Raw genomic sequence first — 26,330 nt, forward strand, 5'->3', positions numbered from 1 at the left:
TTTAATTCAGTTTTGATGCAAAGGTAAATTCGTAGCTCGCCAACAAATCCGGGTGAAAAATTTTGATATAATCTTTTAAAACTAAATCGGGACGGCTTGGTGCCAATTCATAATAAACTGTTCCTCCTGTTGCTCCCATCTTTCCTTCAAAATTGTATACACTTTTATTTTTGAAAGCATCAAATTCTGAGTAATGCGGATTTGCTTTTTGTAATTCTTCTAAACTTTTAAAAGATCCTGATGCAATCCAGACATTAGCCGTTTTCGCTTTATCTAAAACTTTCTCAAACGACAAGCCTTCACTTCCAGTTCCTTTCAAATCGGCCCATAAATAATTAGCTTTTGCATCTTTCATAAACTGCGCCACCCAGCTGTTTCCTTTGGCAACGTACCAGACATCTTCGTACATAGAACCATACAGCACCTTTGATGTTGCAGGTTTCTCTTCAACCAGTTTTTTTGCCTGATTATAGCTTTCTACGATTTTATCAAAAAGTTCTTTTGCTTTGTCTTCTTTTCCAAACAAAGCGCCGTAAAGCTTAATCCATTCTGCTTTTCCTAGCGGAGACTGTTCCATCCAATCACCTTGAATAAGCACTTTAAGGCCGCTTTTTTTCAAATTATCCAACATCGGATTATTATTATCGACACCAAAAGTAACAATCAAATCTGGCGACAATTCTATTAATTGTTCGATGTTCAATTTTTCATTTTGTCCAACGTTTTTCACAGAACCTTTATCAATTAATGCTCGTGTTTTTTCTGAAGAAATGTAATCTGTGTGTGGAAATCCGACCAATTTATTCTCAACTTCCAGCATTTCTAAAAAAGGAATATTTGTTGTTGAAGTTACCACAACACTTTCTAACGGAACTTTTATAGCAGGATATTTTTTTAAACTGTCTGGAATTTGTGAGTCTTTTTCCTCTAAAATGTAAGTAAATTTCTCCTTAGCATTTGGCCACGGATTAATCACATTTACAATCGAATAGCCATCTTTTTTTACAATCGAAAGACCAGAAGCATATTCAATACTTTCTGTCGAAACATCAGATTTTACAATAGTTTGCGTTTCATTTTTTTTACAGCTAATTACTAAAAGAAGTAAAAAAACGACTGGTAATTTATGGAAAAAATATTTCATATTTTATGTTTTGTATGGCAACAAAGGTAAATCAATTTCTATTTTTTTTGTTTACCTTTATTCGTACAAATTTAAACAAATAGCCTTTTATTTGATGAGTGTACCAAAAACAAAAATCTGCTCCAGTTGTGAGACCGCTTTTTCGTGCGGTGACACTTCACCTGAAAATAAGTGCTGGTGTAATGATTACCCACCTATTTTCAATCTTTCAGAAGGAGGCGACTGCCTTTGCCCTGTATGCTTTAAAGAAGCATGCGAAGATAAAATTGATGCTTATATCGAAACCTTAACTCCAAAAAAAGCGCTTAATAATAAAGCTATGCTTTTACCCAAAACAGATAATTTAATTGAGGGAATTGACTATTATATCGAAAATGGCAATTACGTTTTTAAAACCTGGTTTCATCTAAAAAGAGGAACCTGCTGCGGGAATAACTGCCGACATTGCCCGTATTAATTATTAATTGTAAATTATGAAAAATAATATTGTTCGAGATAAAAGTTTTGATTTCGCTATAAGAATTGTCAAACTATATCAGTATTTAAATAATGATAAAAAAGAATTTATTCTTGCGAAGCAACTTTTAAGATCTGGCACTAGTGTTGGCGCAATGATTCGAGAAGCTGAACATGCTGAGAGTAAAAGCGATTTTATTCATAAGTTTGCAATTGCTCAAAAAGAAGCTAATGAAACTGTCTATTGGCTAGAATTATTAAAAGCCACTGATTATCTCAACGAAAAAGAATTTAAAAACATTTATAATGATGCTATTACAATACTAAAATTAATAACTAGCATCCTTAAAACTTCCAAAAAGCAATCAGAAGTAAAAAAATTAACAACTAACAATTAATAATTAACCATTATACATAATGATTTACTTGGTAACTGGCGGTGAACGTTCAGGAAAAAGCGGTTATGCGCAGAAACTTGCTTTAGAACTTTCCAACTCTCCTATATATGTAGCAACGGCTCGAAAATGGGATGCTGATTTTCAAAATCGAATTGATCGCCATCAGCAGGAAAGAGACGAACATTGGACAAATATTGAAAAAGAGAAATATTTAAGTGAAATTGACTTTTCTGAAAAAACTGCTCTAATTGATTGTGTAACGCTCTGGCTAACTAATTTTTTTATAGATAATAAAAATGATGTGGCTTTGAGCTTGGAAGAAGCTAAAAGAGAATTTCTTGCTATTGCAAAAGACGAAAATGCTAATATCATTATTGTAACAAATGAAATCGGCATGGGCGTTCATGCAGAAACGCATATCGGAAGAAAATTTGTTGAACTTCAAGGCTGGATGAATCAATTTCTTGCTGCAAATGCCAACGAAGTTGTGCTGATGGTTTCTGGAATTCCGGTTAAAATAAAAGGATAAATTCCAATACAAAAATTTCCAAATTCCAATAAATTAAAACGAAATTCCAAGTTTTAAACTCCAAATTTCAAAGCTATGCTTTACCTTTACTAGAATCTTTCCATTTTCAGATTTGGAATTTAAAAAATTGGAATTTAAAGAAATGAGCAATTTAGACGATATATTAAAATCACGCCGCGACACAAGACATTTTACAGCAGATGAAGTTCCGGATGAAGTAATCCAGAAAGCTTTACAGGCTGGACATTGGGCACCTTCTGTAGGACTAACCGATGCAACAAGATATTATCTCATTAAATCGCATGAAGTTAAAAGCTCTATTAAAAACCTCTTTTTAGATTACAACAAAAAAGCCGAAGAACTTACAGATAATCCTGAGCAGAAAGAATTATATAAATCCCTAAAATTAGAGGCAATTGAAGAAGCTCCAATCGGACTTGTTATTGCTTACGATCGTTCGGTTCTAAATCAGTTTACTATTGGGACAATTGGCAGTAACGAAGCCGTAAAATTCAGTTCGGTTTGTGCGGCACAGAATATCTGGCTTTCGCTAACAGAACAAGGCTATGGAATGGGTTGGGTTTCGATTCTAAATTATTATCAGTTTAAAAAAATTCTCGATTTATCCGAAAATATAGAACCGCTTGGCTATTTCTGCATTGGGAAACCAGCAACCAATTACAACAATCAGCCAATGCTGCAGCAATTGCATTGGAAACAGAAATCGGAAGCTCCGATCTGTACTGAAATCACAGAAATTAAGTCAATAAATGTTCCTGGATTTGATTTAAAATCAGAAAACAAAATCCAAAATAAAGCCGATTTCTATACTCTTTTGCAAGACAAAATAGATTCGAAAACAAAACCTGTTGGTTCTTTGGGAACTTTAGAAGCATTAGCTTTTCAAATGGCAACGGTTTTTGCAACTTTAAATCCGAAAATCGTAAAACCTAATATCGTAGTTTTTGCAGCCGATCACGGAATTGCAAATCATGGCGTAAGTGATTATCCGCAAGATGTTACACGACAAATGGTCAATAATTTTCTAGACGGCGGTGCTGCTATAAACGTTTTCTGCAATCAGAATAATATCGAATTATCAATTGTAGATTCAGGCGTAAATTATGATTTCCCAACTAATGCAAAATTAATCGATGCAAAAATTGCCAAAGGAACGCAGTCTTTTCTGCACGTTCCTGCAATGAGCGAATCTGAAGTGCAATTGTGTTTTGAGAAAGGAAAATCGATTGTCGAAAACATTGCAGAATCTGGTTCAAATTGTATCGGTTTTGGCGAAATGGGAATTGGAAACACCTCGACAGCTTCTGTTTTAATGAGTCTTTTAACAGGTTTTCCAATTGAAGAATGTATCGGAAAAGGAACTGGAGTTGAAAACGAAAAACTGCTTTTAAAACAAAATGTACTTAAAAAAGCATTAGATAATTATTCTGGTCAAACCGAATTAATGACACAACTCTCCTATTTTGGAGGTTTTGAAATTCTTCAAATGGCGGGCGGAATGCTAGCAGCTTTTGAAAATAAAATGCTAATCTTAGTTGATGGCTTCATTTGTACTGTGGCCTATTTAATTGCTTCCAAAATAAATCCGAACATCAATCAAAATGCTATTTTTTGCCATTGTTCTGCCGAAAAAGCGCATTCAGAATTGCTAAATTATTTAGAAGCAAAACCTATTCTAAATCTTGATTTACGTTTGGGAGAAGGAACCGGCTGCGCTGTAGCATTTCCAATTTTAAAATCGGCTGAGACTTTTTTAAATGAAATGGCCAGTTTTGAAAGCGCTGGCATAAGTAAGAAATAACTTTCTTTTAAGTTTTAAAGTTCATAGCTTTGAATTTCTAATTGAAATTATTTATTACATGCCTTTTACAAAAATTTATATTCATTGTGTTTGGAGTACCAAAAATAGATTCCCTTTTTAAATACAATTGATCTTCGCCAAAAAGTCTGGAATCACATAAAAGAAAATGCATTAAAGAAAGAAATTTATCTTGATTTTATTAGCGGGCATTCTGATCATTGTCACTGCTTAATTTCATTAGGAAATAATCAAACAATTCAGAAAACAATACAACTTTTAAAAGGTGAATCTTCATATTGGATTAATAAAAATCAATTAACAAGAGATAGATTTGAATGGCAGGATGAATATTTTGCAGTTTCAGTTTCAGAATCTATTGTAGATAAAGTTCGAGATTATATTAAGAACCAAGAAGAGCATCATAAAAAGAAAACATTTCAAGAAGAATATGATGAATTTATAATCAAATTTGGTTTTAAGCATTTATGAAAAATTTGGCTAAAGCCTTTACAAGTACCTATAAACAAACCAACATCTAAAGATGTTGGCAATTCATCAAAAACCAAATTTTTATAAAAATTTTTTTTTTGAATTGCCTCCAGACTTATCTGGAGATCATAAATTTGCTACTTATAGAAGCTTTAGTCAAATAATCATAATCTAATGAAATGTGAAGAATTAATAGCCATTTTTTGAATGTAACTAATCTCAAAAAAAAAACGGCTAAAATCTTTCTTATTACTTATAAACAAACCAATATCTAAATTTATTGGCAATCCATAAAAATCATTTTTTTAAATTTTATTCCTGAATTGCCTCCAGATTTATCTGGAGGTTATAAATTTGCTACTATAGAGGCTTTAGCCAAATAATCATAATCTAATGAAAAAAGAACTACACATATTCTTCACCTGTCTAATGTTTTATACCAGAATTCCGTGCCCAAAAAACATTACACATCATCCAGATTATTTAAATAAAGCCACAAGATATTTCCCTTTTATTGGTTGGATTGTCGGAAGTATTTCCTTTCTGGCTTTTTATCTTTTTTCATTTTTTCTTTCATCAGAAATTGCTGTTATACTAGCGATTATTGCTTCTATTTTAACTACCGGCGCATTTCATGAAGACGGATTTGCCGATGTCTGTGATGGTTTTGGCGGAGGCTGGACCAAAGAAAAAATCTTAATGATTATGAAAGATAGCGCCATTGGTGCTTACGGAGCAATTGGATTGGTTTTACTTTTTCTATTAAAATTCAAACTGCTTTCAGAATCCATTTTACTTTTCACCAATAACATTTTACTAATTTACCTCTTATTCATTTCCGCTCATTCACTAAGTCGTCTCGCAGCAATAAGCATTATTTTCACACACGAATATTCTCGTGATGATGCTTCAAGCAAAAGCAAACCAATTGCGAAACAATATACTTGGAAAGAAGTTTTTGGCTCTTTCTTTTTTGGATTAATTCCGTTACTTGTATTTTCTTTTTTTGATGTGAAACTTCTTTTGGCGGTAATTCCTGTTTTTATAACTCGATATTTTTTAGCGCGATATTTTCAAAAATGGATTGACGGTTATACTGGAGATTGTCTTGGAGCTACACAACAGGTTTGCGAAGTGGTATTTTACTTAAGCATTTTATTTTTATGGAAATTTATCTAGTTCGTCATACCGAAACCGTCTGCGAAAAAGGAATCTGCTATGGACAATCAGACGTTGATATTGCTGTTCCTTTTAATGAAATCTTTGACAAAATTATTTCTGAACTTCCTTCTGAGGCAATTATTTTCTCGAGTCCCTTGAAGCGTTGCGTTACATTAGCAAAGCATATTCAAGAAAATATTAAAACCATTTCTTATCAGGAAGACGAACGCTTAAAGGAAATGAATTTTGGTGATTGGGAATTGAAAAACTGGAACGAAATTCCGTCTGAAGAACTTAATCCGTGGATGGAAGATTTTGTAAACATTAAAGTTACAAATGGAGAATCCTTTGTTGAATTACACGAAAGAGTTGGTAATTTTTTATCCGATAAAATTTCAAAAATTAACCAGCCAATTGTAATTGTTGCTCATGCCGGAATCATCAGAAGCATTTTGTGCCATCAGAGTTCACTGCCATTGAAAGATGCTTTCAATAATAAAGTTGATTTCGGAGAAGTTATAAAAATCGATTTTTAATGCAAATTATTTATAATTTTTCATGAAACGTAAAACAAATTTGAATAATCAATATTTTTAACTTTATCTTTGCAGCAAATTAAGGTTGTGTTTTTGATTTAAAAACACATTAAAAGGGAATCAAGTAAATTCTTGAGCTGTACCCGCAACTGTAAGCTAAGTTCAAAACGAATGCTTGCTGTTAACTACAAACCACTGTCACGCCCGGCGTGATGGGAAGGTAAACAGCAAGACGCAAGCCAGGAGACCTGCCTTTGTAACAATTTATAGAACTCTCGGGAAAAAGAGTGACGGAATTATGACTTTAAAACAACTTTTTGCTTTTTGCTCTTTTATAATGTGCCAGATTATTTCGGCGCAAAACGATTCTATTACCAGTCTTAAAGAAGTCTTGGTTTCAGACAAAAATTTAAAAACCTATTCAGTTTCTCAGTCTGTTTTAAAACTCAACGATTCTGTAATCAATAAAAACGAGGCTCTTCTAACCGATTTATTAAATTTTAATTCGACTTTATATTTTAAAGAATATGGACGCGGAATGCTTTCTACTGTTTCTTTCAGAGGAACAACTTCTTCACAGACAGCAGTAATTTGGAACGGAATAAACATCAATTCTCAAATGAATGGAAGCACCGATTTTAATACAATTTCTGGTTCCGATTATAATTCAATAAGCGTTAAAGCAGGTGGTGGAAGCGTTATTTACGGAAGCGGGGCTGTTGGAGGTACTGTACATTTAAATAACGATTTGTTATTTTTTAATCGATTTGAGAATAACTTAAGACTAGATTACGGCAGTTTTAATACGATTGGGATTAATTATAAAACTTCTATTTCTAACAAAAAATGGAGCGCCCAAATTGGACTTTCAAAAAATAGCTCGACAAACGATTATAAATATTTAAATCGATATACTTGGAGAGGCGAACAAAGATGGAATCAGAATGGACAATATGACATCATTACCCTGAGTGCTAATGCTGGATATAAATTCAACCAAAATCATATTTTAAAGCTTTACAGCCAAAGTTCAAACACCGACCGTAATACTTCGTTAGTAGTAGAATCTGAAACCAAAAGCAAATACATAAATGGATTTAACCGAAACTTATTGGAATACGATGGAAGTTTCGGAAAACTTAAAACCAATTTCAAAACCGCTTACATTTTTGAAAACTATCAATATTTTGCTGATAACTCTTTAAAAAATTATAGTTACGGAAAAACTGAAAATTTAATTACGAAGTTAGATGTCGATTATCATTTATTTAAAGCAACTCATGTAAACGGAATTGTAGATTACAGTAGAACAAATGGTTACGGAACCAGTTTTGGAAGCCATATTCGCGAAATAAGTTCTGCTGCTTTGTTGATTAGACAAGATTTTGGCACTAATTGGAAAAACGAATTAGGCGTTAGAAAAGAATTTACCAATAATTACAAATCGCCCGTTTTATTCAATTTAGGATCTTCTTACAAATTCAACGATTGGTACAATCTAAAACTGAATGTCTCTAGAAACTTTAGAATTCCAACTTACAACGATTTGTATTGGGACGAAGGAGGAAATCCGAACTTAAAACCTGAAAGCTCTTATCAAGGAGAAATTGGCAATGTCTTTACATTCAAAAATCTGACTTGGACGCAGAATTTTTATTACATGAAAATTACCGATATGCTGCAATGGGTTCCAGGTGCAAATGGCATTTGGACTCCACAAAATCAAGACAAAGTAAATAGTTATGGAACTGAAACTATTTTAGGTTGGAAAAAAAGTTATTGTAAAAACAATTTTGCTTTAAATGCCACTTATGCCTATACAATCTCACAAGACGAAAAAACGAAAAATCAGATCTTTTTCGTTCCATTTAATAAAGCAACAGGAGCATTTTCGTATTCTCGAAATAAAATAAGCGCTTATTATCAAATTCTTTATAACGGTTTTGTTTACACAAGAGCCGATAATAATCCAGATGAAATTATTAATGATTATACGATTTCAAATATCGGAATCGATTATGATCTTAAATTTTTAGATTCTTTCAAAGTAGGTTTTCAGGTCTTAAATCTTTTTAATAAAGACTACGAAAGTCTAGAAAACAGACCAATGCCTGGTCGCAATTTCAATATGTATTTAACCTTAAAATTTTAATATATGAAGTTTAGTAAATTACTTTTAATAGCGTTAAGCATCTCGTTATTTGCTTCTTGTTCAAGCGATGACAACGATGGTCCAAAAGGTGCTTACGACAATGGTTTTTTTATTTTAAATGAAGGCAGCACAGATGCTGGAACGGTGTCATTTTCTAGCGATGATTTCAGCATTTTTACTAAAGACGCTTATAAAGCAGAAAATGGATCTGATGTACTTGGAAAATTTGCTCAAAACATCTTTTTCAGCGGAGACAGAGCGTATATAATTGCTGGCGGATCTAACGTAATAAACATCGTAAACCGTTATACTTTTAAGCTAATCGCTAAAGTTGACAGCGGATTGGCTAATCCAAGATATGGTGTTGTAAAAGATGGCAAAGCTTATGTAACCAATGCAAACTCATATGATTCTGTTACAGATGATTATATTGCTATTATTAATTTAGCAACAAATCTTGTTGAATCTAAAATTAACCTAAATACAACTGGAAATAGAATTGTTGAAGAAAGCGGAAAATTATACATTACAGATCCTATCGGTAGTGACAAGCTTTCAATTTACAATATCAACACAAAAGCTTTAGAAGCTCCAATAACAATTGGTTCTGGTTCAGATTCTATTGAGGAAGAAAATGGAACGCTTTTTATCTTACGTCCTTCTTTTACACAAAGCAGCGAAATTATAAAAGTTAAAATCTCTGACAAATCAGTTTCTAAAATTGAAATTCCAGAATCTCAAGGAGTTGCTGGATATTTAGACATCGAAAACAACCAAGTTTATTATACAGTAGGAAACTCAGTATACTCAATTAACACGGCTGCAACAACAGCTTCTGCTAGCCCACTTTTCACGGCTACTTCAGATATTGGATACCTTTACGGATTTGCAGTAAAAGGCAACCGCGTTTTCCTTTCAGATGGAGGAAATTTTAAAACAGACAGCAAAGCCTATATTTATAACTTCAGCGGAAGTTTATTAAAAGAATTAACTGTTGGTGTTGGTCCAAACGGATTCTACTTTAACGATTAATTTTAACCTTTAGAATTAGTTTTTGTTTTTTTTATGGAAAAGGCTTTCATTTCTGAAAGCCTTTTCTATTTATTGTATTTTAGTTTTTTAATGGATTTTGAATGTACATTCCGTGTCTTAATCCGTTAATGATTTTTGAATCTGTCAAATAAGGAGTATCCGGCTCAGAATTATCATTAAGAGTTCTTTTGGCTGTAGATCCTGTAATTTTAGAAATAGCCAGATTAAGCAAAGGCTCAGAGGTATCTCCTAAAACACCATAAGTACTCACATGTTCAAGCTGCGGATAAGTAGGTTGCAAACCTTGCTGGTAATCACCAAAACCTGCAGAATTTGAGATTTTAAAAACTAGAGGCTGCATCGCATATTTATGATTTGGATTGATTCCTTTTTTAGAAAACAAAGTTTCTGAATCGTAAATGGTATAAGAGCCAACGTTTTTACCTATTGTAGTTTCTCCAACCTGAACTACATTGATATATGGTTTTAAGCCGTTAATAACCAATTCACTTGCAGAGGCTGTGCTTGCTGTAGTAATAATATAAACTGTAGTTAAATTTAAACTGTTTAATGGTTTACCTTCAATATTATTCACAAATCTGTAATTCAAACTTTCCAAATCCTCAGCAGTCATATCTTTCATCCACTTAGTATTAAATTGTGTTTTTGCAAAAACCTGAGTGTCAAATTGTCCTGTGATCATACTAGAAAGCCTTATAGCAGAAGGCACTGCTCCTCCTCCATTATATCGAAGATCTAAAATCAAATCTGTAACTCCTTGCGATTTTAATTCTCCAAAGGCCTGATTTAATCTATCATCATAACTTGAATAAAAACCATTATACATCAAATAACCAATTTTATGGCTTCCAGAAGTAATCACTTTATTAATAAAAATAGGATTTTCTTCTAAAACAGTTTTAGTTAAGGCAACTGATTTCCCGTTTAGAACATAACTCGTTCCATTATAATCTGCCAAACCTAAAGTATAACTATCTTGATTTAATAATAGCTGCTGATAATTAGAAACAGTAAGTTTTGTCCCGTTTACACTAGTAAACAAATCTCCACGTTTAATTGCTTTAGTAGCGGCATCAGAATTTGGAATAATGTATCGCACAAACCCCACCACATCATTTGATGTCGAAGATACTCGACTCAACCTAAAATCGACACCATTATTTTTAGTTACACCGCCTAATTCCTGTTCTAGAACAGTATAATCTTCAACAATCCAGCTAAAACGATCAATAGCATCTCCGTTAGGATATTTACTAACTGGTCTGTTTAATAAATCTTCAAATAAATCTTCGGGATGAGAATATCCTCTTAAAAACTGATTAAAATCTGGTTGTAAATTACGGCCATCAGCTAGATTTGGAACATCTTGTTGCCATAAGTAAACTTCATTTAATCCTCTCCATATAAAATTATTAATCTGCAGGTCAGCTGGAGCAGCTACATCATCCTGATCTTCACAAGACTGTAAAGAAAAAGAGAATAAAAAGAGAAAAAGAATGCTCTTTAAAGTTGTTTTCATATCGTGTAGGTTATCTATATTCTGAATAAACGTAAAAGTAGTATCTTTAGTTTAAGCTTTATCGTTAAAGCAGTATTTTTTTTACATAAAAAAATATTTTCTTTTTTTGCTGTAACAAACATAATTGTGCCTCGTCTTGAATATATAAGCTAACGATTAACCATCAGATTAATGAACCAAGTTGTATTTATAGAATTAATAAATCCTTTTAAAGACAAAGTTTTTCGTCTGGCAAAAAGATTGCTTACAAGTACTGAAGAAGCAGAGGATGCAACCCAGGAAGTAATGGTAAAATTATGGAACAAAAAAGACAATCTCGAAAGTTACAATAGTGTTGAAGCATTGGCAATGACTATGACTAAAAACTACTGTCTCGATCAGTTAAAATCTAAAAGAGCTAGCAATCTGCAGATTGTTCATAATAATTTTACCGATCGGCAGCCGCAATTGGACAAAAAAATAGAGGATCAAGATAGTTTAGAATGGGTTGAAAAAATTATAAACGAGATGCCCGAACAAATGCAGCTATTAATTCAGCTTCGGGATGTTGAACAATATGAATTTGAAGAAATAGCCAAAATCGTAAATATGAACGAAACCGCAATACGCGTGGCACTTTCGAGAGCGAGAAAAAAAATTAGAGAATCAATGACAAATACACACCTTTATGGAACTAAATAAAATAGAAGATATATTAGAAAAATACTTTCAGGGAGAAACTTCTATTGCCGAAGAAAATCAATTAAAAGAATATTTTTCTTCGCCAAATGTTGCGCAGCATTTGGAGCAGTACAAACCTATGTTTGGCTATTTCTCTCAAGCAAAAGAACAGAAATCGACGTATGAGATTCCACTACAATCTAAAAAACGCAACGTAGCGTGGTTATCGATTGCGGCTTCTGCTGTTGTTTTGTTGGGCATCGGAACCTACTTTTTTGTTAGCGAAAAAAATGACACTGCTGCAGTAGCTTCGCAAACAGAATTAGGAACTTACGATGATCCCGAAGAAGCCTTAAAAGCAACTCAAAAGGCTTTGGCTTTATTATCAAACAATGTTAATGTAGGTATTGAAAGTGTACAGTACATTAAAGAATACGAACAATCAAAAAACAAAATCTTTAAACAGTAATTAAACAAAAAATAATCATGAGAAATTTCATTATAACTTTAGTCTTCGCATTCGTTTCTACCACTTTTTATGCACAAGGTGCTTTTGACAAATTTGATGGTCAGGACGATGTAACTTCTGTAATTGTAAACAAAAAAATGTTCGATTTAATGAGCAAAGTAAAATCTGACCCGTCTGATAAAGAGACACAGCAATATATTGCTTTAATTAAAAAACTGGATTATTTAAAAGTGTTTACCACTAAAAATCCAAAAATCGAAGCCGATATGAAAGCTACTGCCGACAAATATGTAAAAACAGCCGGTCTAGAAGAATTAATGCGAGTAAATGACAGCGGAAAAAACGTTCGAATTATGGTAAAATCTGGTGCTACTGATACACAGATAAAAGAACTTTTAATGTATGTTGATGGTGCCAAAAACGACGAAACTGTTTTATTATCTTTAACGGGTAATTTTGATCTAAACGAAATCTCAGTATTAACAGATAAGATGCAGCTTCCTGGAGGAACAGACTTAAAAAAAGCTTCAAAAGGCAAAAAATAAAATGAGAACAAATATCTTCATCATAGCACTTACAGCTCTACTAACTTTAGGAAGCTGTAATTCCGAACCTTCACTTCAAAAATATTTTGTCGAAAATTCAGAGAAAAAAGATTTTATTTCATTAGATGTTTCACCAACTATTCTAAATGTTGATAAAACAAAATTATCAGCAGAACAAAGTGAAGCTTTAAATTCGTTTGACAAAATGAACATTCTAGCTTTCAAAGCGGATCAAAATAATCAAGCAGAATTTGAAACAGAAAGAAACAAAGTAAAAGCCATTTTAAAAGATCCGAAATATCAAGAATTGATGAAGATTGGTTCTGGAAAAGACGGTGCCTCTGTAAGCTATGTTGGAAGTGATGACGATATAAAAGAGTTTGTCATTTTTGCCAACAGAAAAGAAAATGGTTTTGCAGTAGTTCGTGTGTTAGGCAAAGATATGAACCCAAATAATATTATGACTTTAATGTCTGTTTTACAGAAATCTAAAATAGACATGGAACAGTTAAAACCTTTAGAACAATTGCTGAAAAAATAAAAACTTCTTACTTTTTAAATAAGAAAAGCTCCAACTACGGAGCTCTTTCTTTTTACTTATTTGAGAGATTTTACTGAACAAAATAACTGCTAATTATTTTATTCTGAATCTAATTTAATTATATTTGCTTCTTACCAAAATAATAAATTATGATACAAAAAACATCAAATGCCTTTATCGCGGCATCTTGGGTTGCTCTTGGAGCAGGAACAGTTGGCTTTATTGTTGGACTTGCCAGAGCTGAAATGCTATTAAACGAAAAAGGATATTATTTCACTGTTTTAATGTTCGGACTTTTTGCTGTTGTTTCATTGCAAAAAAGTGTAAGAGACCGTCTTGAAAAACTTCCTGTAACTGATATATATTACGGAATCTGCTGGTTTGGAACTTTACTTTCAATCGTTCTTTTAGTTGTTGGACTTTGGAATGCAACAATTCTGCCAAGCGAAAAAGGGTTTTATGCTTTTGCTTTTCTATTAGCTTTGTTCGGTGCAATTTCAGTTCAGAAAAATACTAGAGACAATATGACTTTTAGTCAAAGCGAATAAAAGTTTAAAACCAATTAAAATAAAAAAAGCTCCAATTTTCATTGGAGCTTTTTTTATACTAGAATTTGAGATTATTTACTCAAATACATTTTTCTTCTAGAGTACAATTCGTAGAATTGATCATCTTTCAAGTCATCAATAAACAAGATGCTTTCTCCTGTCGATTTCATTTCTGGTCCTAACGCTTTGTTTACGTTCGGGAATTTGCTGAAAGAGAAAACTGGTTGTTTGATTGCGTATCCTTTTAATTGTGGATTGAAATCAAAGTCAGTTACTTTATTATGGCCTAACATTACTTTTGTAGCGTAGTTTACATAAGGCTCTCCGTAAGCTTTCGCAATAAACGGAACCGTTCTTGAAGCTCTTGGGTTTGCCTCGATGATGTAAACTGTATCGTCTTTAATCGCAAACTGAATATTGATTAAACCTACAGTTTTTAAAGCTCTTGCAATTTTATGCGTATGATCTTTAATTTGCTGCATTACAAATTCTCCTAAGTTAAAAGGAGGCAATGTTGCGTTACTATCTCCAGAGTGAACTCCACAAGGCTCGATGTGCTCCATAATTCCGATGATGTAAACATTTCCATCAGCATCACAGATTGCATCAGCTTCAGCTTCGATTGCCCCAGCTAAGTAGTGATCTAGTAATAATTTGTTTCCTGGAATTGCTTTCAACAAATCGATAACGTGCTCTTCAAGCTCTTTTTTGTTGATTACAATTTTCATTCCCTGACCTCCTAATACATAAGAAGGACGAATTAAAAGTGGGAAATCTAAAGTATCAGCCAACTTTGAAGCTTCATCAGCCGTTTCAGCGATTCCGAATCTTGGGAAAGGAATGTTTAATTCAGTCAATAAATCTGAGAATCTTCCTCTGTCTTCTGCTAAGTCAAGTGCGTCAAAACTAGTTCCGATGATTTTCACTCCGTACTTAGATAATTTATCTGCTAATTTAAGAGCTGTCTGACCTCCAAGCTGTACGATTACACCTTCTGGTTTTTCGTGCTGGATAATGTCATAAATATGCTCCCAGAAAACTGGCTCGAAGTATAATTTATCAGCTGTATCGAAATCTGTAGAAACCGTTTCAGGATTACAGTTAATCATGATCGTTTCGTAACCACATTCTTTAGCTGCCAAAACTCCGTGTACACAAGAATAATCAAATTCGATTCCTTGACCAATTCTGTTTGGTCCAGAACCTAGAACGATTACTTTCTTTTTATCTGTCAGGATACTTTCGTTATCTACATAACGCTCTCCATTTGCTTTTTCGATTTCTGCCTCAAAAGTTGAGTAGTAATAAGGTGTTTTAGCTTTAAACTCAGCCGCACACGTATCAACCAATTTGAATACACGGTTGATGTTCATGTTCATACGTAAAGTGTGCACTTCACTTTCCAGACAGCTCATCATGTGAGCGATTTGTCTGTCTGCAAAACCTTTTTGTTTTGCCTCAAGCAATAATTCTTTTGGAAGATTAGAAACTTTGTAGTTTGAAATTTCTTTTTCTAAAGTATAAAGCTCTTCGTATTGCTTTAAGAACCACATGTCGATTCTTGTAATTTCGTGAATTGTGCTTAATGGAATTCCCATTGCAATTGCATCGTAGATTACGAATACACGATCCCAACTTGCATAAGTTAGTTTTTCGATAATTTGTTCGTAATTTTTATATCCTTTTCCGTCAGCTCCTAAACCATTTCTCTTAATCTCTAAAGATTGAGTTGCTTTGTGAAGTGCTTCTTGGAAAGAACGTCCGATTCCCATAACCTCACCTACAGATTTCATCTGAAGACCTAAAGTTCTGTCTGAACCTTCAAATTTATCGAAGTTCCAACGTGGTATTTTTACGATTACATAATCTAAAGTTGGTTCGAAAAGAGCCGAAGTAGATTTTGTAATTTGATTTTGCAATTCATCTAAGTTGTATCCTAAAGCTAGTTTAGAAGCAATTTTTGCAATTGGATATCCAGTTGCTTTTGATGCTAAAGCAGAAGAACGAGATACACGAGGATTGATCTCGATTGCTACGATATCTTCTTTTTCGTCTGGCGAAACTGCAAATTGTACGTTACATCCTCCCGCAAAATTTCCGATACTTCTCATCATTAAGATAGCGTAGTCACGTAATTTTTGGAAAGTCGTGTCAGACAATGTCATTGCAGGCGCAACTGTGATAGAATCTCCAGTATGGATTCCCATTGGGTCCATATTTTCGATAGAACAGATAATTACGACATTGTCGTTTTTATCTCTCAAAAGCTCTAATTCGTATTCTTTCCATCCCATCAAAGCTTTATCAATTAAAACTTCGTGAATTGGAGAAGCTTCAAGTCCGCGAGTTAAAAGCTCATCAAAATCTTCTTTTTTGTAAACTACCGCTGCTCCAGTTCCTCCAAGTGTAAACGAAGGACGAATTACAAGTGGAAAACCAAATTCCTGAGCAATTTCTTTTCCTTCAAGGTAAGATGTAGCTGTTTTTGCAGGTGCAGTTGGTACATTAATTCTTTCTAAAAGCTGCTTAAACTGCTCTCTGTCTTCTGTAATATTGATCGCGTTTACATCAACACCGATTAATTTTACTCCGAAATCCTGCCAGATTCCTTTTTCCTCAGCTTCCAAACACAAGTTCAAAGCAGTTTGTCCTCCCATTGTTGGTAAAACTGCATCAATCTGCGGATGTTCCTTAAGAATTTCAATAATCGATTTTGTCGTTAAAGGTTTCAAATAAATATGATCGGCCATAGATGGGTCGGTCATAATCGTCGCTGGATTCGAGTTAATCAAGATAACCTCAATTCCTTCTTCACGAATCGAACGCGCAGATTGAGATCCCGCATAATCGAATTCGCAAGCTTGACCAATAACAATAGGTCCTGAACCTATTATTAAAACTGATTTTATTGATGTGTCTTTAGGCATTTTGTATGTATTGTGTAGTTATTATTGTATTCAAAAAACATTCACAGTGCTTTAGAAACTAGAATGTTACAAATTTATTACCGACAAGGTATAAAAAAAGGCGATACTAAAAAAGTAATCGCCTTATGTATGTTTATACAAACATTATTTTTTGTGTCTAGGCTCGCTAGAAACAGTTAATTTATGTCTTCCTTTTGCTCTTCTACGCGCTAGAACTTTTCTTCCATTCGCAGAAGCCATTCTGTCCATAAATCCGTGCTTATTTCTTCTTTTTCTTTTCGATGGTTGAAACGTTCTTTTGCTCATTGCTTTGTATCTTTAAAAATGGTATCTATTAACTCGTTATTTGGTTTTGGATATCGTTGTTCAAAAACCGAGTGCAAATATACAAAGACTTTTTTTTCTGGCAAGCACTTTTATAAAAATATTTTTAATTCCTTTTACTATCTTTGCAATCACAAATTTACAATAATTATGTTTCACAAGAATATTAAACTTATTTTGGCCGGACTTCTTGTAGTGGCGGGCGTTTGGCAATTTACAGAAAGTAATATTGGGAATGGTATATTCCTTATCTTATTGACTGCAATTCCAATTTTTCTTTATTTTAAAAACGAATTCATCCTTTTAGCCTTCCTTAAATTAAGAAAACAAGACTTTGAAGGTGCTAATAAATGGTTATCATATATCAAAAATCCAGAAGGTGCATTAGTAAGAAAACAACAAGGATACTTAAATTACTTACAAGGTATCATGTTATCTCAAACCAATATTAACCAAGCTGAGAAACATTTCAAAAAAGCAATCGAACTTGGATTATCAATGGATATGGATTTAGCTGTAGCTAAATTAAACCTTGCAGGAGTTGCAATGTCTCGCAGAAGAAAATTGGAAGCGACTAATTTACTTAACGAAGCTAAAAAATTAGACAAACAAGGTATGCTGAAAGAGCAAATCTCTATGATGAAAGAACAAATGAAGAAAATCTAATTTTCTTTAATTTTTAATATTTAAAATCCCAAATTCCAAAAGGAGTTTGGGATTTTTTTATTGTAGATTTTCTTTATAACACAAGACCAAGACTTAGTTTGTCATTTCCACAAGTGGCTCGACAAAGATTGTCGATTTTGATTATAGAGTTACTCGTGAAGATTTCTCCTTCGTCGAAATGACAAGATTGCGCTAAAATCTAGAAAGAATTGGAATTTTATTCCAAAATTATCGAAGGTAAATTCTCATTCAACCATTTATACTTATTGAGAATCATAATATGGGTTCCTCCTTTGACTAAAATGCATTTGTCGATATACTTAATCGGAAAAACTTCGTCTTGATCTCCGTGTATATGAACGACATTTTCATCAATTTTATCTCGATCCCATAAAATTACACTTTCTACGGCCCATTGTAGATATCCTAAATCACGTACAGATAAAAATTTCTCATACAATTTAATACGTTTATTTACTTTTTCACCAAAAGAGAACTTGGCAAGTTTCTCAATATTAAGAATTAACTGCATCGGAATTAGCTTGTAAGCTTTTGTCTTCTTCCCTATTTTCATTCTTTTCGGGAATTCATGATTACTTCTTACACTCGATATAATAATGACTTTTCGTGTTTTTATATGCTTTGAAATTTCCTGTACTAGAATTCCTCCAAAAGAAACCCCAATTAAAACAGGATTTTCGTGTTTTATGTTTTTACTAATTCGAAGTGCATAATCTGACAAAGATTCTTTTTGGTTTGGAATTTCCCATTCCAAAAGATGCATTTCAAAAGTATCTTCATCCAATTTTATTCTTTCAAAAATAGATGAACTTGCCGCCAGACCTGGCATAAAATATACGGGAATTTTACTCATAACATTAAAATGAAATTACCAATAAGACCTTTATTGTAAAAAATAAAGTTACTTTTTTTAATGTCATGATAATCAAATTTCAGACCTATTTTATAGCAATTCAAAAAAAATCCATGTTCAAAACAAAAACTTAAAGTTTATAGCTGTAAAAAATAATTTAATATTGAAAATCAAATGATTACCTTTGCAATTCGAAATATTTCTTGAATTTAAAACTTATAAAGAATTTTCTTTCAATAAAATTTCGAGTCCCAAATTCACTATTTACCAATAACCTAACAAGAAATTACTATGGAATCTTCTGTAACTATGGAAATCAAAGACAACACTTTTGCACGCCAATTTGAAACTGTCATCCCTGAAGGAATGTTAGCAGTTGAGTATTCATTTCAAGAAAAAAAAATCTTTTTAACCAAGATCAACAAACCAGATTCATACGAAGACGAAGAAACAATTAATACGCTACTTAAAAACATATTAGATTTAAGCTCTGAAAAAAATTATAGAGTAGTTCCTATCCACCCAAAGATTGTTTCATTTTTCAAAAAAAACCCTCGATATAAAGAATTGCTTCCTCCAGGAATTAGAATCTAAAAATATCCAATAATTCGGAGCCATAATCCTCCAATTACCATATAGATTAAAAGCATAACCAAACCGGTTATAAGCCCTTTGACCCACCAGCTCTTTAGGTCAACGTAACCGCTCCCAAAAAATACAGGTGCCGGACCGTGACCATAATGAGTTAACGTTCCGTAAAGAGATCCGACAAAACCAAGCATAAACGCTAATAATAATCCCGGAATTCCAAGCGAAACTCCAACACCAAGTAAGGCTGCGTACATTGCTGCAACGTGCGCAGTTGCACTTGCAAAAAGATAATGGCTAAAAAAGTATACCAATATAATGATCGGAAAAGCCATCTGCCAGCTTAATCCGCCAATTTGAGCTTTTACTAAGTCGCTAAACCAAGCAATAAAACCCAATTCGTTAAGCGAACTGGCCATCATTACTAGAACAGAAAACCAGACAATTGTATCCCAAGCCCCTTTTTCTGATTTAACATCTTCCCAAGTCAAAACTGAAGTTAAAAGCAAAATTACCAATCCGATAAAAGCCGTTGTTGTTGCATCAATAGAAAATAAATCTCCCGTCATCCAAAGGAAAAGCAGAATAAAAAATGTAAGCAACATCATCCATTCGTCTCTAGTGATCGCTCCCATTTCTTTCAATTTCTGTGTTGCAATCTGCGGAGCATCTCCAGTCTTTTTTAATTCTGGTGGATAAATTTTATAAAGAACAAACGGAATTACAATAAAAGCACACAAACCCGGAACAATCGCTGCTGCCGCCCAAGACATCCAGCTGATTTTTATTCCTAAATTAAGCGCAAACTTCTGACACATCGGATTACTTGCTGTTCCTGTTAAAAACATAGAAGAAGCAATCAAATTCATATTATAACTATTCAAAGTTAAATAAGCCCCTAATTTTCTATGTGTCTCCCGCTTGTCTGGCATGGAACCAAAACTCATCGACATTGATTTCATAATCGGATAAACAATTCCTCCTCCTCTCGCAGTATTACTCGGAACAGCTGGTGCTAGAACCAAATCTGCCAATCCTAAACCATAAGCCAATCCCAAAGAACTTTTTCCGAATATTTTTATGAATAAAAAAGCAATTCTATTCCCGAGACCTGTTTTAATAAATCCTCTTGCTATAAAAAACGAAATTCCAATCAGCCAAATTACTTTATCGCCAAATCCTTTTAATGCTAATGTAATCGACTTTCCAGGATCTCCAGGAGCCAAAACCTGAGACATTGCCGTTAAAGCAATTGCAATCATACACATTGTTCCCATTGGAGCCGCTTTTAAGATGATTCCTAAAATCGTAGCTACGAAAATGGCAAATAAATGCCACGCCTCTATCACAACACCTTCTGGAGCCGGAATAAACCAAATGGCAACTAAAACTGCCAGCGTAATTAAAGTCTGAGGAATTTTTACTTCTTTCATAAAAACAAAAATTAAGGTGAATTAAATTCTGAGCTGCAACTGAATTAAAAACAAATCATTATTATAGTTTAATGTATCTGGAATACTTTTATCGAATCTATCAATTTCAAATCCCATTTCAATACGGCCTGTATACGATTTTCCGAATTCTAAACTAACCATTGGCGTATAAGTGGTGCGTACATTTGAATTGATTTTATAACTTGGATCGAAAGTTTCGTAACGACAAGACAATTCAAGTGCTGTAAGCTTTTTATAATCTACTACATATCTCAAATTCGGAAGAAAATAAATTCCTCTCATCTGATAATCGGCAACATTATCTGTTCTGCCAGTAACTGGAAGCGAATAGTACAAATTATGGTTTGTTCCCTGCTTGTATTCTATCTGCAAATCAAAACTAAATTTATCCGTCAGCTTAAAATCGCTTGTAATATCTGCGCCGATTGCAAAAACATCTTCTTTAAAAACTTTTCCGAAACCGCCGTTTAAACCAAGATTTATTTTATGTTCTTTTGACAAACCAAAAACCCATCTAGAAGAAAATTGTTTTCCGTTGTCTTTGTCCATTTCCTGATTTTTTCCGTTTCCGTTTAAAACTGAAACAGCATAATTCACAGGAATTTTTCCAATATCAAAAGCTCCTGTTGCCGATGCACCAATTTGGAAACTTGTCCATCCATTTTTTCCGAATTCATAATACTGATTCGAAAAATCGAAAGATTTAATAATATCTACAGGAACAAGCTCCTCAATACCAAAAGCAGGACGAAATTGCCCTCCTGTTAAAGCAATATATTTATTAAAAGTATATTTCCCGTAGGCATTCTCAAGAACTTTGCCTTTTGTATCCGATTTAAAATCTGCTAGATTGACCAGAATTACAATTTCTGTTGTTTCGCTTAATTTGGTATTTAGCCCAACACGCATTCTTTTTATATCAAAAGAACTTTGGGTTACATCTCCAGTTGAGTGCTGATTTCCTAAAACATCTACATTATCGCCAAAACTTTCCAAATATCTGGCTTGGAGAAGTCCTTTTAATTGAAACTGTGGATATTTTACTTCTTCATTTTCTTTTTTATCAGTTCCTTGACTGACATTATCTTGGGCATGTAAAAAAAATGGGGTTATAATAAAAAGAATTCGTAGGAGTAGACTTTTATTCATAGGCTTAAAATAAATGAAATGTTAATCTCTATAGCGATTTTAAAAATCGACTTATAGTCTTTAGGCAAAAAAAAATTAACTCTTTATTAGTCAACACGAAATGAGAATACTAAAATAACAAAAAAAGATTCGTTATGTAAATAAAATTGCATTAAAATACTGTTATCAAAATAAACAGCAATAAAAAAAGGGCATAAGAATTAAACTTATGCCCTTTAGAATTTTATATTTAAAATACTTATTTTTCAATTTCTCTCATAGAATCCATTTTCTTATGAGCCAAGAAACCAGCTACATCTTCAAAATGTTCTTTTACTCTTTTATTTCCAAATTCAAAAACTTTAGTAGCCAAACCGTCTAAAAAATCACGATCGTGCGAAACCAAGATTAAAGTTCCGTCAAAATCACGTAGAGCATCTTTAATAATATCTTTAGTTTTCATATCCAAGTGATTCGAAGGCTCATCCAGAATCAACAAGTTAACTGGCTCCAACAATAATTTAATCATTGCCAAACGCGTTTTTTCACCTCCCGAAAGCACTTTTACTTTTTTAGTAATATCATCTCCTTGAAACATGAAAGCTCCTAAAATATTTTTAATCTGCGTTCTGATATCTCCAACAGCAATACTATCAATAGTTTCAAAAATGGTAGCATTTTCATCTAATAGTGCCGCTTGATTTTGAGCAAAATACCCAATTTGAGCATTATGTCCGATTTCAACACTTCCAGAATCAACACCAATTTCTTTCATAATGGCTTTAATCATTGTTGATTTTCCTTCACCATTCTTTCCAACAAAAGCTACTTTCTGACCGCGTTCGATTACAATATTTGCATCTTTAAAAACAACATGATCTCCGTATGCTTTAGACATTTCTTTCACAATAACTGGATATTGACCAGAACGTGCCGCTGGCGGGAACTTTAAACGCAATGCAGATGTATCAACTTCATCAACCTCCACTATTTCTAGTTTCTCAAGCATTTTGACACGAGACTGAACAGCATCTGTTTTAGAAAATGTTCCTCTGAAACGCTCAATAAAAGCACGATTTTCAGCAATCATTTTCTGTTGTTCATCATACGCTTTTTGTTGGTGAATTCTACGATCTTTTCTTAATTCTAAGTAATGAGAATATTTTGCTTTGTAATCGTAAATTCTTCCCATTGTCACCTCGATCGTACGATTTGTAATATTATCTACAAACGCCCTATCGTGCGAAATTACCACAACTGCTTTTGCTTGAGTCAATAAGAAATCTTCTAACCATTGAATACTTTCAATATCCATGTGGTTTGTTGGCTCATCCAACAATATCAAATCTGGTTTTCTCAATAAAATCTTCGCCAACTCGATACGCATTCTCCATCCTCCTGAAAATTCTGAAGTTTGACGTGCGAAATCTTCTCTTTCAAAACCTAAACCAACTAATATTTTTTCAACTTCTGCTTCGTAGTTCACTTCTTCGATAGCATAAAATTTCTCGCTTAAATCAGAAACTCTTTCGATCAATTTCATGTATTCGTCACTTTCATAATCAGTACGAACTGTCAGTTGCTCATTGATCTCATCGATTTCAGATTTCATTTTAAAAATCTCACTGAAAGCTTTTGATGCTTCTTCCATAACAGTAGCACCATCTTCGGTAAGCAAATGCTGAGGCAGATAAGCGATTACAGCTTCTTTCGGAGCAGAAATACTTCCGGTTGAAGGTTTGTTTGCTCCTGCAATTATCTTTAAAAGTGTAGATTTTCCTGCACCATTTTTACCCATAAGGGCAATTTTATCATTTTCATTAATAGCAAAAGAAACATCGCTAAAAAGTGTAGTTCCACCAAATTGAACCGAAATATCATTAACTGTAATCATTTGTGTTTGTGAATTTTGTTTAATCGGTTAATCGTTTGACTGACTACCCATTTTTTTCGTGCTGCAAAGATAGATTTAATTAGATAATGTCCCAATTTGATAATTAGATAATTTTGAAAATGTGCCAATTAGATAATATACCAATTAAATAACACCTAAATCGCAATGAACGAAACATTACTTGGTTTTACCACATTTTAAAATTTTAATCTTACCTTGTATAATAATTTAAAAATCAGCAAAATATGAGAACGAAATTAAAACTGACCGTCTACTTAATTGCAGGATTACTATTTGGACTTACTGCAAATGCTCAAAAAACCGTAATTAAGAAGGAAGCTTTACCAGGAAACGCACAAACCTTTCTAAAAACACATTTCGGATCGAAAAAGCCAAGTTACATATTAGAAGACAAAGAAATTCTTTCTACAGAGTACAAAGTACAATATGACAACAAAATTGAGATTGAATTTGATAAAAAAGGAAATTGGAAAGAAGTGGATGCTAAAAATGATAAAATTCCAAAATCTATTATTCCCAAAAAAATTGCTTCTTATATAAAATCAAACTTCCCTAAAGAAGACGTAACCAAAATCGAACTTGGAAGTTCTGGCTACGAAACAAAACTAACCAATGGTTTAGAATTAAAATTCAATTTAAAAGGAGATTTTATTAAGATTGACAAATAAGTAAAATTAGAGAATGTGTCAATTAGGAAATTAGAAAATTCTCAAAACCATAAAATAACAAAACCCGACAGGTTTTTGAAACCTGTCGGGTTGTAAAAATTATCTAATTTTCAAATTGACTAATTACCTCATTAATCTTTTCTCCATTTTTTAGTTTCTTCGAAAATATGCTCCATAATTGCAGCTTCCGTTGCATCGAACTCTATATTTCTTCGGCTCATCACTAACCTTGCTGTTTCAAAAGCTTTCTTAGTTACATAAGTCGTAAATCCTGCAGCGCCTCCCCAAGAAAAACTTGGAACAAAATTGCGAGGAAATCCGCTTCCGAAAATATTAGCGCTTACACCAACCACTGTTCCCGTATTAAACATGGTATTGATTCCGCATTTACTGTGATCTCCCATCATTAAACCGCAAAACTGAAGTCCCGTTTTAGCAAAACCTTCTGTTTCGTAGCTCCATAATTTGACTTCTTCGTAATTGTTTTTTAGGTTTGAGTTATTAGAATCTGCTCCAATATTACACCATTCACCTAAAACAGAATCCCCTAAGAATCCTTCATGTCCTTTATTTGAATTTGCAAAAAGAACTGAATTTTTAACCTCGCCTCCTATTCTAGATCCAGGCCCAACAGTTGTTGCTCCATATACTTTGGCTGACATTTTTACCATTGCATTTTCGCACAAAGCAAATGGTCCGCGAATTACAGTTCCTTCCATAATTTCGGCATTTTTACCTATATATATAGGACCAGTTGATGCATTTAAAGTTACAAACTCTAGTTTTGCTCCTTCTTCAATAAAAATATTTTCTGGCGAAATTACATTTACGCTTTTTGGAATAGGCTGCGACGTACGATCTTCAGTTAGATATTTAAAATCCTGACGAATCGCTGCATCATTTTTAGAAAAAATATCCCATGTATGCTCAATCGTGATACAATCTTCGTTGTACTGAATAATTTCGTAAGAATCAAAATCGACTTCTTCCTGATTCTCGTTCGTAAAAAATGCTATTACATCTTCTCCTTTAAAAATCGCTTGGTTTTCAGTTAAATTAGAAACCATCTCAGCAAGAGTATCATTTGGTAAATACGCTGCGTTGATCATAACGTTTTCTTCCATTTCAACCATTGGAAATTTTTCAGACAAATATTCTTCGGTTATAGTAGTGATTGTAGAACCTAAATATTTTTCCCATTTCTGGCGAATTGTCATAATTCCAACCAAAATATCCGCCACTGGTCTTGTAAAAGTAAAGGGTAATAAAGCATTCCGAACGGGGCCGTCGAAAAGAATGTAGTTCATAAATAATTGAGTGTTTGTTAAAATTTGATTTGGTTACCTGGCTTCAAAGTTACAAATATTTTACCGGTTTAGTAAAAAACCACTTTAACGAAAAGTAATATTTAACGCATAAAAAAAGCCTTCCAGAATTGGAAGGCTTTTGTATAATTTAAAACAGCTATTATTTTTTAGCGTGTTTAGCATATTTAGTTTTGAATTTATCAATACGTCCTGCAGTATCGATAAGTTTAGATTTACCAGTATAAAAAGGGTGAGATGTTCTAGAAATCTCCATTTTTACAACTGGATACTCAACTCCGTCAACTTCAATTGTTTCTTTTGTATCTGCAGTAGATTTAGTGATAAAAACCTCATCATTCGACATGTCTTTAAATGCAACTAATCTGTAATTTTCTGGGTGAATTCCTTTTTTCATCTTTTCTTTTATTTATTGTTTGGAGCACTTTTATTTTGAAGC

The 26,330-nt window shown here is 33.1% G+C and carries 26 protein-coding genes, 1 pseudogene and 1 riboswitch; of the genes and pseudogenes, 17 read left to right on the forward strand and 10 right to left on the reverse strand.

The annotated features are described in order from the left end of the window. Nucleotide 1: 1 nt before the first annotated feature. Nucleotides 2-1,144: an ABC transporter substrate-binding protein gene (locus AC5ZCW_RS10970; protein WP_496119776.1), complete on the reverse strand. Its 1,143-nt coding sequence runs from the start codon at nucleotides 1,142-1,144 to the stop codon at nucleotides 2-4. 94 nt (nucleotides 1,145-1,238) lie between these two features. Between AC5ZCW_RS10970 and AC5ZCW_RS10975 the strand changes: the two genes are divergently transcribed. The 9 genes and pseudogenes from AC5ZCW_RS10975 (at nucleotide 1,239) to AC5ZCW_RS11015 (ending at nucleotide 9,719) form a co-directional block, all read left to right on the forward strand. Continuing rightward, complete coding sequence (locus tag AC5ZCW_RS10975; protein ID WP_343545301.1) at nucleotides 1,239-1,601, forward strand: C1orf53 family protein; 363 nt, start codon at nucleotides 1,239-1,241, stop codon at nucleotides 1,599-1,601. Between the two features lie 16 nt (nucleotides 1,602-1,617). Then, nucleotides 1,618-1,998 (forward strand): four helix bundle protein, encoded by a 381-nt coding sequence (locus AC5ZCW_RS10980; RefSeq protein ID WP_177212276.1) that lies wholly within the window; start codon nucleotides 1,618-1,620, stop codon nucleotides 1,996-1,998. Between the two features lie 19 nt (nucleotides 1,999-2,017). After that, the gene (cobU, locus tag AC5ZCW_RS10985; RefSeq protein WP_343545300.1) at nucleotides 2,018-2,527 is read left to right on the forward strand and encodes a bifunctional adenosylcobinamide kinase/adenosylcobinamide-phosphate guanylyltransferase; all 510 of its coding nucleotides are present in this window, start codon (nucleotides 2,018-2,020) and stop codon (nucleotides 2,525-2,527) included. Nucleotides 2,528-2,669: 142 nt separating this feature from the next. After that, nucleotides 2,670-4,349: a nicotinate-nucleotide--dimethylbenzimidazole phosphoribosyltransferase gene (gene cobT, locus AC5ZCW_RS10990; protein WP_496119780.1), complete on the forward strand. Its 1,680-nt coding sequence runs from the start codon at nucleotides 2,670-2,672 to the stop codon at nucleotides 4,347-4,349. A 58-nt stretch (nucleotides 4,350-4,407) separates the two neighbouring features. Continuing rightward, nucleotides 4,408-4,838, forward strand: a pseudogene (gene tnpA, locus AC5ZCW_RS10995) (IS200/IS605 family transposase). A gap of 393 nt (nucleotides 4,839-5,231) precedes the next feature. Then, on the forward strand, nucleotides 5,232-6,017 hold the full coding sequence (locus tag AC5ZCW_RS11000; RefSeq protein WP_343545003.1) for an adenosylcobinamide-GDP ribazoletransferase: 786 nt from the start codon (nucleotides 5,232-5,234) through the stop codon (nucleotides 6,015-6,017). Beyond that, nucleotides 6,002-6,535, forward strand: a complete 534-nt coding sequence (cobC, locus tag AC5ZCW_RS11005; protein WP_343545002.1) for an alpha-ribazole phosphatase — start codon at nucleotides 6,002-6,004, stop codon at nucleotides 6,533-6,535. Before AC5ZCW_RS11000 ends, cobC begins: the two co-directional genes overlap by 16 nt. 65 nt (nucleotides 6,536-6,600) lie before the next feature. Further along, a riboswitch (cobalamin riboswitch) is annotated at nucleotides 6,601-6,805 on the forward strand. A 28-nt stretch (nucleotides 6,806-6,833) separates the two neighbouring features. Then, complete coding sequence (locus AC5ZCW_RS11010) at nucleotides 6,834-8,687, forward strand: TonB-dependent receptor plug domain-containing protein (RefSeq protein WP_343545001.1); 1,854 nt, start codon at nucleotides 6,834-6,836, stop codon at nucleotides 8,685-8,687. Between the two features lie 3 nt (nucleotides 8,688-8,690). Next, nucleotides 8,691-9,719 carry a YncE family protein gene (locus AC5ZCW_RS11015; RefSeq protein ID WP_177212270.1) on the forward strand — a complete coding sequence of 343 codons (1,029 nt, stop codon included), beginning with the start codon at nucleotides 8,691-8,693 and terminating at the stop codon, nucleotides 9,717-9,719. Between the two features lie 79 nt (nucleotides 9,720-9,798). On the opposite strand, the gene AC5ZCW_RS11020 is transcribed toward AC5ZCW_RS11015, so the two are convergent. Further along, nucleotides 9,799-11,259: a GFO_1087 family putative carboxy terminal peptidase gene (locus AC5ZCW_RS11020; RefSeq protein WP_496119783.1), complete on the reverse strand. Its 1,461-nt coding sequence runs from the start codon at nucleotides 11,257-11,259 to the stop codon at nucleotides 9,799-9,801. Nucleotides 11,260-11,430: 171 nt separating this feature from the next. Here AC5ZCW_RS11020 and AC5ZCW_RS11025 point away from each other — a divergent pair, with 171 nt between their 5' ends. From AC5ZCW_RS11025 to yiaA, 5 genes are all read left to right on the forward strand, one after another. Continuing rightward, nucleotides 11,431-11,940, forward strand: coding sequence for a GFO_1088 family ECF-type sigma factor (locus tag AC5ZCW_RS11025; RefSeq protein ID WP_496119785.1), 510 nt, complete (start codon nucleotides 11,431-11,433; stop codon nucleotides 11,938-11,940). Then, complete coding sequence (locus AC5ZCW_RS11030; RefSeq protein ID WP_496119787.1) at nucleotides 11,927-12,388, forward strand: PG0215 family putative anti-sigma factor; 462 nt, start codon at nucleotides 11,927-11,929, stop codon at nucleotides 12,386-12,388. The genes AC5ZCW_RS11025 and AC5ZCW_RS11030 overlap by 14 nt, the downstream gene beginning before the upstream one ends. A 17-nt stretch (nucleotides 12,389-12,405) precedes the next feature. Then, nucleotides 12,406-12,933: a GFO_1090 family protein gene (locus tag AC5ZCW_RS11035; protein WP_281633735.1), complete on the forward strand. Its 528-nt coding sequence runs from the start codon at nucleotides 12,406-12,408 to the stop codon at nucleotides 12,931-12,933. 1 nt (nucleotide 12,934) lies between these two features. Next, a complete protein-coding gene (locus AC5ZCW_RS11040; RefSeq protein ID WP_343544998.1) occupies nucleotides 12,935-13,474 on the forward strand; it encodes a GFO_1091 family lipoprotein in 540 nt (179 codons plus the stop codon). 149 nt (nucleotides 13,475-13,623) lie between these two features. Beyond that, nucleotides 13,624-14,022 carry an inner membrane protein YiaA gene (yiaA, locus tag AC5ZCW_RS11045; RefSeq protein ID WP_281633738.1) on the forward strand — a complete coding sequence of 133 codons (399 nt, stop codon included), beginning with the start codon at nucleotides 13,624-13,626 and terminating at the stop codon, nucleotides 14,020-14,022. Between the two features lie 71 nt (nucleotides 14,023-14,093). Here the strand turns inward: yiaA and carB are convergent, their stop codons facing one another. Then, on the reverse strand, nucleotides 14,094-16,949 hold the full coding sequence (carB, locus tag AC5ZCW_RS11050; protein ID WP_343544997.1) for a carbamoyl-phosphate synthase large subunit: 2,856 nt from the start codon (nucleotides 16,947-16,949) through the stop codon (nucleotides 14,094-14,096). 144 nt (nucleotides 16,950-17,093) lie between these two features. Continuing rightward, nucleotides 17,094-17,255, reverse strand: coding sequence for a 50S ribosomal protein L34 (gene rpmH / locus AC5ZCW_RS11055; RefSeq protein ID WP_008464848.1), 162 nt, complete (start codon nucleotides 17,253-17,255; stop codon nucleotides 17,094-17,096). 168 nt (nucleotides 17,256-17,423) lie between these two features. Between rpmH and AC5ZCW_RS11060 the strand changes: the two genes are divergently transcribed. Next, nucleotides 17,424-17,939, forward strand: a complete 516-nt coding sequence (locus tag AC5ZCW_RS11060; RefSeq protein ID WP_248728046.1) for a DUF2892 domain-containing protein — start codon at nucleotides 17,424-17,426, stop codon at nucleotides 17,937-17,939. Between the two features lie 217 nt (nucleotides 17,940-18,156). On the opposite strand, the gene AC5ZCW_RS11065 is transcribed toward AC5ZCW_RS11060, so the two are convergent. Next, entirely contained in the window at nucleotides 18,157-18,813 is a 657-nt protein-coding gene (locus AC5ZCW_RS11065) for an alpha/beta hydrolase family protein (RefSeq protein ID WP_343544996.1), read from the reverse strand. Between the two features lie 291 nt (nucleotides 18,814-19,104). Between AC5ZCW_RS11065 and AC5ZCW_RS11070 the strand changes: the two genes are divergently transcribed. Beyond that, nucleotides 19,105-19,407: a GNAT family N-acetyltransferase gene (locus AC5ZCW_RS11070; RefSeq protein ID WP_255462957.1), complete on the forward strand. Its 303-nt coding sequence runs from the start codon at nucleotides 19,105-19,107 to the stop codon at nucleotides 19,405-19,407. Here AC5ZCW_RS11070 and AC5ZCW_RS11075 read toward each other — a convergent pair. From AC5ZCW_RS11075 to AC5ZCW_RS11085, 3 genes are all read right to left on the reverse strand, one after another. Next, nucleotides 19,404-20,834, reverse strand: a complete 1,431-nt coding sequence (locus AC5ZCW_RS11075) for an anion permease (RefSeq protein WP_496119794.1) — start codon at nucleotides 20,832-20,834, stop codon at nucleotides 19,404-19,406. The genes AC5ZCW_RS11070 and AC5ZCW_RS11075 overlap by 4 nt on opposite strands. Before the next feature lie 21 nt (nucleotides 20,835-20,855). Beyond that, on the reverse strand, nucleotides 20,856-22,004 hold the full coding sequence (locus AC5ZCW_RS11080; protein WP_496119796.1) for a porin: 1,149 nt from the start codon (nucleotides 22,002-22,004) through the stop codon (nucleotides 20,856-20,858). Nucleotides 22,005-22,242: 238 nt separating this feature from the next. After that, complete coding sequence (locus tag AC5ZCW_RS11085) at nucleotides 22,243-23,877, reverse strand: ABC-F family ATP-binding cassette domain-containing protein (protein WP_177212258.1); 1,635 nt, start codon at nucleotides 23,875-23,877, stop codon at nucleotides 22,243-22,245. A gap of 245 nt (nucleotides 23,878-24,122) precedes the next feature. On the opposite strand from AC5ZCW_RS11085, the gene AC5ZCW_RS11090 reads away from it, so the two are divergent. Next, nucleotides 24,123-24,566: a PepSY-like domain-containing protein gene (locus AC5ZCW_RS11090; protein WP_496119799.1), complete on the forward strand. Its 444-nt coding sequence runs from the start codon at nucleotides 24,123-24,125 to the stop codon at nucleotides 24,564-24,566. A gap of 131 nt (nucleotides 24,567-24,697) precedes the next feature. On the opposite strand, the gene AC5ZCW_RS11095 is transcribed toward AC5ZCW_RS11090, so the two are convergent. Together AC5ZCW_RS11095 and AC5ZCW_RS11100 are read right to left on the reverse strand one after the other, a co-directional pair. After that, nucleotides 24,698-25,873, reverse strand: coding sequence for a GlmU family protein (locus AC5ZCW_RS11095; protein WP_177212256.1), 1,176 nt, complete (start codon nucleotides 25,871-25,873; stop codon nucleotides 24,698-24,700). Between the two features lie 160 nt (nucleotides 25,874-26,033). Next, the gene (locus AC5ZCW_RS11100; RefSeq protein ID WP_008464817.1) at nucleotides 26,034-26,288 is read right to left on the reverse strand and encodes a type B 50S ribosomal protein L31; all 255 of its coding nucleotides are present in this window, start codon (nucleotides 26,286-26,288) and stop codon (nucleotides 26,034-26,036) included. Nucleotides 26,289-26,330 lie beyond the last annotated feature (42 nt).

It is taken from the genome of Flavobacterium sp. PLA-DH12 (assembly GCF_059511845.1).

Excerpts from the sequence above, each read along its gene's own strand:
- AC5ZCW_RS11060 (WP_248728046.1), top strand. The coding sequence starts at position 17,424 with ATGTTTCACAAGAATATTAAACTTATTTTGGCCGGACTTCTTGTAGTG.
- AC5ZCW_RS11030 (WP_496119787.1), top strand. The coding sequence starts at position 11,927 with ATGGAACTAAATAAAATAGAAGATATATTAGAAAAATACTTTCAGGGA.
- AC5ZCW_RS11100 (WP_008464817.1), bottom strand. The coding sequence starts at position 26,288 with ATGAAAAAAGGAATTCACCCAGAAAATTACAGATTAGTTGCATTTAAA.
- AC5ZCW_RS11080 (WP_496119796.1), bottom strand. The coding sequence starts at position 22,004 with ATGAATAAAAGTCTACTCCTACGAATTCTTTTTATTATAACCCCATTT.
- AC5ZCW_RS11065 (WP_343544996.1), bottom strand. The coding sequence starts at position 18,813 with ATGAGTAAAATTCCCGTATATTTTATGCCAGGTCTGGCGGCAAGTTCA.
- AC5ZCW_RS11070 (WP_255462957.1), top strand. The coding sequence starts at position 19,105 with ATGGAATCTTCTGTAACTATGGAAATCAAAGACAACACTTTTGCACGC.
- yiaA (WP_281633738.1), top strand. The coding sequence starts at position 13,624 with ATGATACAAAAAACATCAAATGCCTTTATCGCGGCATCTTGGGTTGCT.
- AC5ZCW_RS11085 (WP_177212258.1), bottom strand. The coding sequence starts at position 23,877 with ATGATTACAGTTAATGATATTTCGGTTCAATTTGGTGGAACTACACTT.
- AC5ZCW_RS11015 (WP_177212270.1), top strand. The coding sequence starts at position 8,691 with ATGAAGTTTAGTAAATTACTTTTAATAGCGTTAAGCATCTCGTTATTT.
- cobC (WP_343545002.1), top strand. The coding sequence starts at position 6,002 with ATGGAAATTTATCTAGTTCGTCATACCGAAACCGTCTGCGAAAAAGGA.
- AC5ZCW_RS11010 (WP_343545001.1), top strand. The coding sequence starts at position 6,834 with ATGACTTTAAAACAACTTTTTGCTTTTTGCTCTTTTATAATGTGCCAG.
- AC5ZCW_RS11040 (WP_343544998.1), top strand. The coding sequence starts at position 12,935 with ATGAGAACAAATATCTTCATCATAGCACTTACAGCTCTACTAACTTTA.
- AC5ZCW_RS10980 (WP_177212276.1), top strand. The coding sequence starts at position 1,618 with ATGAAAAATAATATTGTTCGAGATAAAAGTTTTGATTTCGCTATAAGA.
- AC5ZCW_RS11090 (WP_496119799.1), top strand. The coding sequence starts at position 24,123 with ATGAGAACGAAATTAAAACTGACCGTCTACTTAATTGCAGGATTACTA.
- AC5ZCW_RS11095 (WP_177212256.1), bottom strand. The coding sequence starts at position 25,873 with ATGAACTACATTCTTTTCGACGGCCCCGTTCGGAATGCTTTATTACCC.
- AC5ZCW_RS11075 (WP_496119794.1), bottom strand. The coding sequence starts at position 20,834 with ATGAAAGAAGTAAAAATTCCTCAGACTTTAATTACGCTGGCAGTTTTA.
- AC5ZCW_RS10970 (WP_496119776.1), bottom strand. The coding sequence starts at position 1,144 with ATGAAATATTTTTTCCATAAATTACCAGTCGTTTTTTTACTTCTTTTA.
- cobU (WP_343545300.1), top strand. The coding sequence starts at position 2,018 with ATGATTTACTTGGTAACTGGCGGTGAACGTTCAGGAAAAAGCGGTTAT.
- AC5ZCW_RS11020 (WP_496119783.1), bottom strand. The coding sequence starts at position 11,259 with ATGAAAACAACTTTAAAGAGCATTCTTTTTCTCTTTTTATTCTCTTTT.
- carB (WP_343544997.1), bottom strand. The coding sequence starts at position 16,949 with ATGCCTAAAGACACATCAATAAAATCAGTTTTAATAATAGGTTCAGGA.
- AC5ZCW_RS10975 (WP_343545301.1), top strand. The coding sequence starts at position 1,239 with ATGAGTGTACCAAAAACAAAAATCTGCTCCAGTTGTGAGACCGCTTTT.
- AC5ZCW_RS11000 (WP_343545003.1), top strand. The coding sequence starts at position 5,232 with ATGAAAAAAGAACTACACATATTCTTCACCTGTCTAATGTTTTATACC.
- AC5ZCW_RS11025 (WP_496119785.1), top strand. The coding sequence starts at position 11,431 with ATGAACCAAGTTGTATTTATAGAATTAATAAATCCTTTTAAAGACAAA.
- cobT (WP_496119780.1), top strand. The coding sequence starts at position 2,670 with ATGAGCAATTTAGACGATATATTAAAATCACGCCGCGACACAAGACAT.
- rpmH (WP_008464848.1), bottom strand. The coding sequence starts at position 17,255 with ATGAGCAAAAGAACGTTTCAACCATCGAAAAGAAAAAGAAGAAATAAG.
- AC5ZCW_RS11035 (WP_281633735.1), top strand. The coding sequence starts at position 12,406 with ATGAGAAATTTCATTATAACTTTAGTCTTCGCATTCGTTTCTACCACT.